Annotated in this window: 7 protein-coding genes; 3 read left to right on the forward strand and 4 right to left on the reverse strand. The window is 67.3% G+C overall.

The window, feature by feature from the left end; translation table 11 throughout:
* The first annotated feature begins 38 nt into the window (after positions 1-38).
* On the forward strand, positions 39-2033 hold the full coding sequence (gene acs / locus ACESK5_RS01215) for an acetate--CoA ligase (RefSeq protein WP_372909711.1): 1995 nt from the start codon (positions 39-41) through the stop codon (positions 2031-2033).
* Between the two features lie 109 nt (positions 2034-2142).
* On the opposite strand, the gene ACESK5_RS01220 is transcribed toward acs, so the two are convergent.
* Entirely contained in the window at positions 2143-2394 is a 252-nt protein-coding gene (locus ACESK5_RS01220) for a hypothetical protein (protein WP_372909712.1), read from the reverse strand.
* A 263-nt stretch (positions 2395-2657) separates the two neighbouring features.
* On the opposite strand from ACESK5_RS01220, the gene ACESK5_RS01225 reads away from it, so the two are divergent.
* Entirely contained in the window at positions 2658-2966 is a 309-nt protein-coding gene (locus ACESK5_RS01225) for a HalOD1 output domain-containing protein (protein WP_372909714.1), read from the forward strand.
* A gap of 69 nt (positions 2967-3035) precedes the next feature.
* On the forward strand, positions 3036-4646 hold the full coding sequence (locus ACESK5_RS01230) for a long-chain-fatty-acid--CoA ligase (protein WP_372909716.1): 1611 nt from the start codon (positions 3036-3038) through the stop codon (positions 4644-4646).
* 6 nt (positions 4647-4652) lie between these two features.
* Here ACESK5_RS01230 and ACESK5_RS01235 read toward each other — a convergent pair whose 3' ends face one another.
* The 3 genes from ACESK5_RS01235 to ACESK5_RS01245 form a co-directional block, all read right to left on the reverse strand.
* A complete protein-coding gene (locus ACESK5_RS01235) occupies positions 4653-6305 on the reverse strand; it encodes an AAA family ATPase (protein ID WP_372909717.1) in 1653 nt (550 codons plus the stop codon).
* A gap of 64 nt (positions 6306-6369) precedes the next feature.
* Positions 6370-7740, reverse strand: coding sequence for an AAA family ATPase (locus ACESK5_RS01240; RefSeq protein WP_372909718.1), 1371 nt, complete (start codon positions 7738-7740; stop codon positions 6370-6372).
* 106 nt (positions 7741-7846) lie between these two features.
* Complete coding sequence (locus ACESK5_RS01245; protein WP_372909719.1) at positions 7847-8596, reverse strand: GNAT family N-acetyltransferase; 750 nt, start codon at positions 8594-8596, stop codon at positions 7847-7849.
* Positions 8597-8702 lie beyond the last annotated feature (106 nt).

The raw sequence follows: 8702 nt of genomic DNA on the forward strand, positions 1-8702 counted from the left end.
AGTTTATCATGGATGATTCGGAACCTCCCTAGTGAGCTATGTCAGAAGGTGACGCGGAACTCGAGGCACGGCTGGCTGAGCAGGAGGAGTTCGAACCGCCGGAAGCGTTCGTGGAGCAGGCGAACGTCTCCGACCCTGACATCTACGACGAGTTCGAAGAGGAGTGGCCCGACTGCTGGGAGGCGGCGGCCGACCTCCTCGACTGGTACGAGGGCTACGACCAGGTCCTGGACGACTCGAACCCCCCGTTCTACGAGTGGTTCACCAACGGGAAGCTGAACGTCTCGCACAACTGCCTGGACCGTCACCTTGACCAGCGCGGCGACGAGGCGGCCATCGAGTGGGTCGGCGAACCGGTCGACGAGGACAACGTCACGTACACCTACGAGGAACTGCACCGCGAGGTCAACGAGTTCGCGGCCGCACTGCAGGAGATGGGTGTCGGCGAGGGGGACGTCGTCACGATGTACATGCCGATGATCCCCGAGTTACCTATCGCCATGCTGGCGTGTGCACGTATCGGCGCACCGCACTCGGTGGTGTTCGCCGGGTTCTCCGCCGACGCGCTCGCGACCCGGATGAACTCCGCCGACTCGGAGTACCTCGTCACGTGTGACGGCTACTACCGCCGCGGCGACCCGCTCGACCACCTGGCGAAGGCGAACGAGGGTCTCGAGGGCGTCGAGCACGACGTCGCGGGGTGCGTCGTCGCCGAGCGCCTGATGGACGGCGACGACTTCGGCCACGACTTCGCCGACAACCAGCACAGCTACGACGACCTCGTCGCCGACCAGGAGGGCGCGGAGGTCGCTCCCGTCGAACGCGACGCCGAGGACATGCTCTTCCTCATGTACACCTCGGGGACGACGGGCAAGCCGAAGGGCGTGAAGCACACCACCGCCGGTTACCTCGCGTGGGCGACGTGGACCTCGCAGGCGGTGCTGGACATCAAACCCGAGGACACGTACTTCTGCTCGGCCGACATTGGCTGGATCACCGGCCACTCGTACATCGTCTACGGTCCCCTCTCGCTCGGGACGACGACGATGATGTACGAGGGGACGCCGGACTACCCCGAACGCGACCGCCTCTGGCAGATCATCGAGGACTACGAGGCGACGCAGCTGTACACCGCACCCACCGCCATCCGGGCGTTCATGAAGTGGGGTAGCGAGTTCCCCGAACGGCACGACCTCTCCTCGCTCCGACTGCTCGGGACGGTCGGCGAACCCATCAACCCGCGCGCGTGGAAGTGGTACTATCAGCACATCGGTGACGAGTCGTGCCCCGTCGTCGACACCTGGTGGCAGACCGAGACGGGCGGGATGATGATCACGGGCCTGCCGGGCATCAAGAAGATGAAACCCGGGAGCGCCGGCCCGCCGCTCCCCGGCCTCGACGTGCGTATCGTCGACACGAAGGGCGAGCAGGTCGAGGCCGGTCGCGCCGGCTACCTCACGGTGCAGAAGCCGTGGCCCGGCATGCTCCGCACCCTCTACAAGAACGACGAGCGGTTCATCCAGGAGTACTGGTCCGAGTACTCCGACACCGACTCCTCGGACCCCGACGACTGGGTCTACTTCCCGGAGGACGGCGCGAAGATCGACGACGAGGGCTACATCACGGTGCTGGGCCGGGTCGACGACGTCCTCAACGTCTCCGGCCACCGCCTGGGGACGATGGAGATCGAGTCGGCCATCGTCGGCGTCGAGGGCGTCGCCGAGGCGGCCGTCGTCGGCGGCGACCACGACATCAAGGGCGAGGCCGTCTACGCGTACGTCATCCTCGAGGACGGCTTCGAGGGCGGCGACGAGATGCGCGACGCCATCGTCGAGGGTGTCGAGGACGCCATCGGGCCCATCGCCCGGCCAGAACAGGTAGTCTTCACGCCCGAACTCCCGAAGACGCGGTCGGGGAAGATCATGCGGCGGCTCCTCGAACAGATCGCCAACGAGGAGGAGCTAGGGGACACGACGACGCTGCGCAACCCCGACATCGTCGCGGACATCCAGGAACAGGTCCAGGGCGACTGAGCGACCTGGTCGGCACACGCTCGCGCTCGTTTTTGTTGGCTCGTCGTCCCAGTGATGGCTCCCCGACGACGAACCCGCTCCTCCCCGGCCGACTTCTCCGCGAGCCCCCTCACTCGGCGTCGAGCCAGCCGCGGAGACACGTCTCGTCACAGAGGTAGCGCTTCCCGGCCGGGAGATACTCCGACTCCTCCGAGAGTGTCACGAGGAGGTGTCGTTCGTGGAGGTCCAGGACGGCGTCGCAGTGCGGACAGGTCGCCGTCTCCTCGGCGTCCATGGTCCAGCGATGGTGCTGTGCGACACGGCCGACGACCAGGCCGGGTTCGGCCTGTGGTGTCAGTCCAGTGTAATCCGAGAGTGCCATACGCTCTCTTCGACGCCGCCTGATATGACACTTTCCTGGGTAGTTTGTGGTTGACCCGGTGTCTCACGTGAGGGTTTCCACTGGTAGTGAGCGCCGCAGAGGTCCGACGAGCGCTCCACAGAGATATATACTTCCAGTCGTCGCCCGTCCGCGGGACCATTGATATCCGATAACCGAACTGTATAGATTTTGTGAAATACCGATGGAGATTTACGTATGACTCCAGTAACCTTATTTTCCCCTGTGTAGAAGTGTCACCATCGATGGTGTCTTCTCCCGACGTTCGGCCATCCGATTCGGAGCTTCTCTTGCGGTACGAGGTGTCTCCGGCCGAGTCGCTCAGCGACGCCGTCTTGCGTGCCGCTGCGGAACTCCTCGACGACTTCACGGCAGTCCGTCCCCTCTCCTCTATCGTGGACGTCGAAGCGGTGGACGCACTCTTCGAGCACCGTCGCCGGAGCGCCGCGGGGGACGACGCGCGCGTCATCGCTTTCGTCGCGTGGGACCACTGGTTCGTCGTCACCGCGGAGGCCGTCGAGGTGTACGAGGCGGACACGCCGCTCGACGACTGAGCAGCCAGTCCCGTGGGGGCGACGAGGTGCCCGCAATCTATTTCATGAACGTCCGTAAACGTCCCTCGTATGGAGAAACCACTCCTCGTGACCGACTTTCTGGACCGGGCACGGAGACATTACGACGACCAGGAGGCGGTGCTGGCGACGACCGGTGAACGCTACACCTACGCCGAACTCGGCGACCGGGTCGACGGGTTCGCGGCCGCGCTCCAGGCGCGCGACATCGAGAAGGGCGACCGGGTGGCCGTCCTGGACCCGAACACGCACTACCACCTCGAGGCGGCCTACGCCTCCTTCGAGTGTGGCGCTATCCACACGCCGCTGAACTACCGGCTGGTCGCGAGCGACTTCGAGTACATCCTCAACGACGCCGGCGTGAAGGCCATCTACGCCGACTACGACTACGCGGACAAGATCGAGCAAATCCGCGACGACGTGCCGACGGAGGTGTTCATCACGAACGACACCGAGAAGGTCGACGGCGACTGGCTCTCGTTCGACGACCTCGTCGCCGAGGACGGCGCGCACGAGCGCCCCGAGATGCACGAAGACGAGATCATCACCATCAACTACACCTCGGGGACGACCGGCGACCCGAAGGGGGTCTGCCGGACCCACCGTACGGAGACCATCCACGCGTACCTCGTGGGCATCCACCAGGAGATCACCGACGCTGACGTCTACTACTGGACGCTCCCGATGTTCCACGTGAACGGCTGGGGCCACATCTACGCCGTCACCGGGATGGGCGCCAGACACGTCTGCACCCGCGGGGTCGACGCGGGCCACATCTTCGACTCGATTCGGGACGAGGGCGTCTCGTACCTCTGTGCCGCGCCGACGGTGCTGAAACGGCTGATGGACTACTACGAGGAACACGACCCCCAGCCCACGGGCGCGAACCCGGTCCGCGTCGCGACGGCGGGCGCGGCCCCGCCGGAGGCGACCATCCGCGCCGTCGAAGACGAGTTCGGCTGGTATCTGAAGCACGTCTACGGCGCCACCGAGACGGGGCCGCTCATCACCACCTCCGACACGAGACGGCTGTTCGACCCCGACTCCGACTCCCGGTTCGCGGTCAAGAAGAAGCAGGGGATCGGCTACCTCGGGACCGAAGTGCGCGTCGTCGACGAGGACGGCAACGACGTGCCGAGAGACGGGACGACCATCGGCGAAATCGTCGTCCGCGGCAACCAGGTGATGGACGGCTACTGGGAGAAACCCGAAGCGACCGAGGAGGCCTTCAGCGACCGCGTCGAGGGCTACTACCACATGGGTGACCTCGCCGCGATGGACGAACACGGGATGCTCATCATCCAGGACCGCAAGAAGGACATCATCATCTCCGGCGGGGAGAACATCTCGTCGCTCGAACTCGAGGACACGCTGTTCGACCACCCCGCCGTGGGGGACGTCGCGGTCATCCCCGCCCCCTCCGACGAGTGGGGGGAGGTCCCGAAGGCGTTCGTCGTCCCGAAGGGTGGTGACCCGAACGACCCCGGGACCACCGAGACCGAACTCATCGAGTTCTGCCGCGAACGCATCGCGACGTACAAGGTGCCCAAGGAGGTCGAGTTCGTGAAGACGCTCCCGAAGACTGCCACGGGCAAGATTCAGAAGTACGAACTCCGCGAGCAGGAGTGGGAGGACGAAGAGCGGATGGTCGGCGAGGGCTGACGAGGCTCAGTCGTCCCGCCGGTCGACGAGGTCCATCGCGCGGTCGAGGAACCGCTTCGGGGCCGAACGCGGTGCTCCCGTCGCGTCGCGCTGTGCTCCGTTCTCGGCCTCGGTCCTCGCGTCCGCCGTCTCGCTGTCGGTAGGGACGCCCGGATTAGCTGGTTCCGTCCCCTCGCCTTCCCCGTCCCCGTCCGTCGTCTCCCCGCCGTCGCTGGGTGTCTCGCTGACGTCGTCGGCTGTGTCTCCGTCGTCGGCATCTTCCTCCACGTTCACGTTCTCGTCGGTGGAGTCGTCGACGTCCGTGTCGTCGTCCGCTGTGTCCTCCGTATCCGTCTCGTCGACGCCACTGGCCTCGTCGACCGTTCGCCCGGTAGCGGCGTCGACGGCGTCCGTCCCCCCGCGTTCGTCGCCGCTCGCCGCCGGTCGGTCGTCAGGTTCGACGGTCCCGACCGGGCCGTCCGCGTCCGAGGCTTCCACGCTGTCGACGACGTCGGCCGTCGTCTCGTCCGGACCGTCGGCGTCGCCGGGACCGGGCGACCGGTCCTCGTCGTCGTGGTCGGGGGACGCCGCACCGTCGTCGCTCGCGGGGGGCTCACGTCCTCCGACGTCGACTTCGGCCACCCCGCCCCCGTCAGCGTCGTCCGGTTCGTCCGGTCCGTGCTTCGGCGTCGCCACCGCGTCCGGGTCCGGACCGTTCGTCCGCGTCAGCGACAGTACCTCCCCTGCCGCACCGTTCGTCCGTCCGTCCCCTCGTCCGTTCGTCCGTTCGCCCGCCGCGCCGTTCGTCGTCCGGGAGTCGGCCTCCGTCTCCCGTTCCGGGCGCTTCCGCTCGTCGTCCGTGGTCGGTCTGTCGACGAACGCGAAGCCGCTCCCGTCGCTGTCTATGCTCTCGGCCGAGAGCACCCCCGAACTCGACGTGCCGAGCGCCTCGACCCGTTCGACGACCCGGTCGCCGAGCGTGCGGTACGCCGCCGCCGCGGCGCTCTCGCTCGCGGCGACGACCACGGGGAGTCCGACGTCCTGTGCGTTCGCGACGGCGCTGTCCTCGGGGACGTGCCCGAGCAGTTCGACCGAGAGGAAGTCCGCGATGTGGTCGACGTCCGGCGACCGACCGGTTCCGGATCTGACGAACACGACGCCGGCGACGGTGCCACCGACCTGCCGGGTGATGTCCCGCGTCTTCATCGTGTCCCGGACGGACGCAACGCGCGGGGAGGAGACCAGAATCGTCTCGTCGGCGACTGCGAGGGGGAGAACCGTCTCCGTCGTCACCCCGGCACCCGTGTCGAGAACCACGACGTCGTAGGCGAAGCGGAGCGTCGAGAGGGCCTCCGACAGGCGGCCGATGTCGGCGTCGCCGTACCCCCTGAGCGTGGCGCCGCTCGGGACGACGTCGAACGCACAGGGCGAGTCGTACGTGGCGTCCACCACCGTCGCGGTTCCCGCGAGCACCTCGTGGAGCGTCGGGTCCTCCCCCTCGAGGCCGACGTCGATGTCCAGGAAGTCACCGACGTTCGCCATCGCGAGGTCCACCTCGACGAGCACCACGTCGTACCCCGCTTCCGTCAGGACGGCGCTGAGGTTGATACTGGTCGTGGTCTTGCCCACACCTCCCTTCGACCCCGCCACGGCGAACACCACGCCGTCGCTCATATGCATGCGTTCGCCTGAACGTCCAGACGACGTGTATGTTTCCTCTTGGTTATCAGAATTGGTACCAGAGTCAGCCGCTGCGGCGGTCGACGAGGTCGATGGCGCGGTCGATGAACTGTTTCGTGGCCGACTGCTTCGACCGCCACGAGTCGTCCTCGGGTGACGACTCGGACCCCTCGGTGGCGTCCCGGTCGGGTCGACTCTCCCCCTCGGCCTCGCGGGACGCCGACTCCTCGGGGTCGAGAGAGTCCAGTCGTTCCGCGATTTCGTCGTCGGTCGCGCCCGCCGGCTCTCGACGCTCCCCGTTCCGCCCGGTGCGTCCCTTCGTCCGCTCCGTCGTCGTGCGGTCGTCACCGCCGCGTCGCCGGGTCGTTCCCGTCACCCGGTCGGCCGCGCTGCCGGCGCTCGTCCCGTTCGCACCCCCCACACTCGACGTGACCGCGGTCGTGGTGGTGGGCGCGCTCTGCCGCTGCGACGGCGCCTCGGGTCTGGACTGCTCGGGTTCCGTCCCGCCACGAGCGACCGCCGCCCCGTCCGCCGCTGGACGCTCGTCCGGGTCTGCCGACCGGTGCTCCACCTCGTCGTCCGCACGTCCTCCGACGAAGTTGAACCCGTCCGCGTCGTCCGCGTCGTCACCGGTCGAGAGCGGGACGTCGTCGCTCTCGTCCGTCGCCTCGTCCTCGCGGGCACGGGTCGCTTCGGCCTTGAGCGTCCCGACGCGCTCGTGGACGCGCGACCCGAGTGCCCGGTAGGCCGCCGCCGCGTCGCTCTCTGCGTCCGCGACGACGACCGGCCGTCCGATGTCCTGCGCGCTCGCGACGGCGCTGTCCTCGGGGACGTGCCCGAGCAGTTCGACCGAGAGGAAGTCCGCGATGCGGTCGACGCCGGGCGACCGGCCGCTCCCGGACCTGACGAAGACGACGCCGGCGGCCGTGCCACCGACGTGTTCGACCAGGTCACGCGTCTTCTTCGTGTCCCGGACGGACGCGACGCGCGGGGAGGAGACCAGAACCGTCTCGTCCGCCAGCGAGAGCGGGAGAATCGTCTCGGTCCCCAGTCCCCCACCGGTGTCGAGGACCACGACGTCGTACTCGCCCCGCAGTTCGCGCACGACGGCGGCCGTCTCGTCGAGGTTCGCGTTCGCGAACCCCTGGAGGCTCGTCCCGCTCGGAACGACGTCGAAGCCTCCCGGTGCCTCGTAGGTGGCGTCGGCGACGCTCGCTGTCCCCGCCAGCACCTCGTGGAGCGTCGGGTCCCGGCCGTGCTCGAGGCGCACGTCGAGGTCGAGGAAGTCACACACGTTCGCCATCGCGAGGTCGAGTTCGACGAGTACCACGTCGTGACCGACCGTCGCCAGGACGGCGCTGAGATTGATGCTAGTCGTCGTCTTGCCGACGCCGCCTTTCGCTCCGGCGATTGCCAGTACGGCTCCCCCCGCCATGCACTCGAGTCATCGTTCGGACATTTGTACGTTCCCCTCCAGGTATCGAGAATGATACTTCCGTCTGAGAGGAGAGTTCAGCGAGGGGAGACGTCGCGCCGCCGACTCAGAGGTACGCCGCGTCCCAGCGGGTCGCCTTACTTCGGTTCCCACACTCGCCGCACTCGAGTCGTTCCATGGTGTCCATCACGACGCCGGTGTTCCCGCAGGAACAGGCCCAGCCGTACCGCTCCTCGCGGTCGGTGTCGAGGTACATCGCGTGGAAGACGCCGTCCGACCCGCGGACGGTCTCGTCGTGCGTGACGTACACCGTCCGGCCGTTGACCGTCCGCTCCTTGAGGTCACCGTCGAACGCCTCGGGGTCGGGGAACTTCACGTACACCCGTTCGGCGAACTCCCTCCCGCCGATGTTGATACTGCGCTCGCCCGCGGCGGTGAAGCCGTGGTCGTCGTAGAAGCCGGTCCCCATCTCGTTGGCGACGAGGACCGACCCCTCGAGTCGCTCGACGCTCGCGCCGATGAGTTCGTCCTCGAGCGCCGCCAGCAACTCCGCGCCGATGCCTCTCCCGCGGTGGTCGGGAGCGACGTGGAGCCAGTCGATTTCTCCGACGACCTCGCGTCGGGAGACGACGTAGCTCTGGACGAACCCGACGACGCGGCCGTCCTCCTCGGCGACGACGAAGTGAGTGTCCTCGTCGGCGAGGTGGTCCGCGAGGTCGTCGGTGTCGTACCAGCGCTCGATGACGGAGTCGATGAGGTCGGCGTCGAGGGCGTGTCCGTACGATTCAGCGAGCGATTCGCGAGCTACGCGTCGAATCTCAGCAACGTCGTCGGGAGTCGCCTGACGGATGTCCATATCTACTACTCTGTTCGATACGCCTTAACAATGTTACCCCCACCGGCCCAGCCCTGTGGATTGATTACGCCCGAGCCAGAGGTGGGGGGCATGGCCGAGACGACGG

The sequence above is a fragment of the Salinigranum sp. genome (assembly GCF_041641895.1).
Taxonomy (GTDB): Archaea; Halobacteriota; Halobacteria; order Halobacteriales; family Haloferacaceae; genus Salinigranum.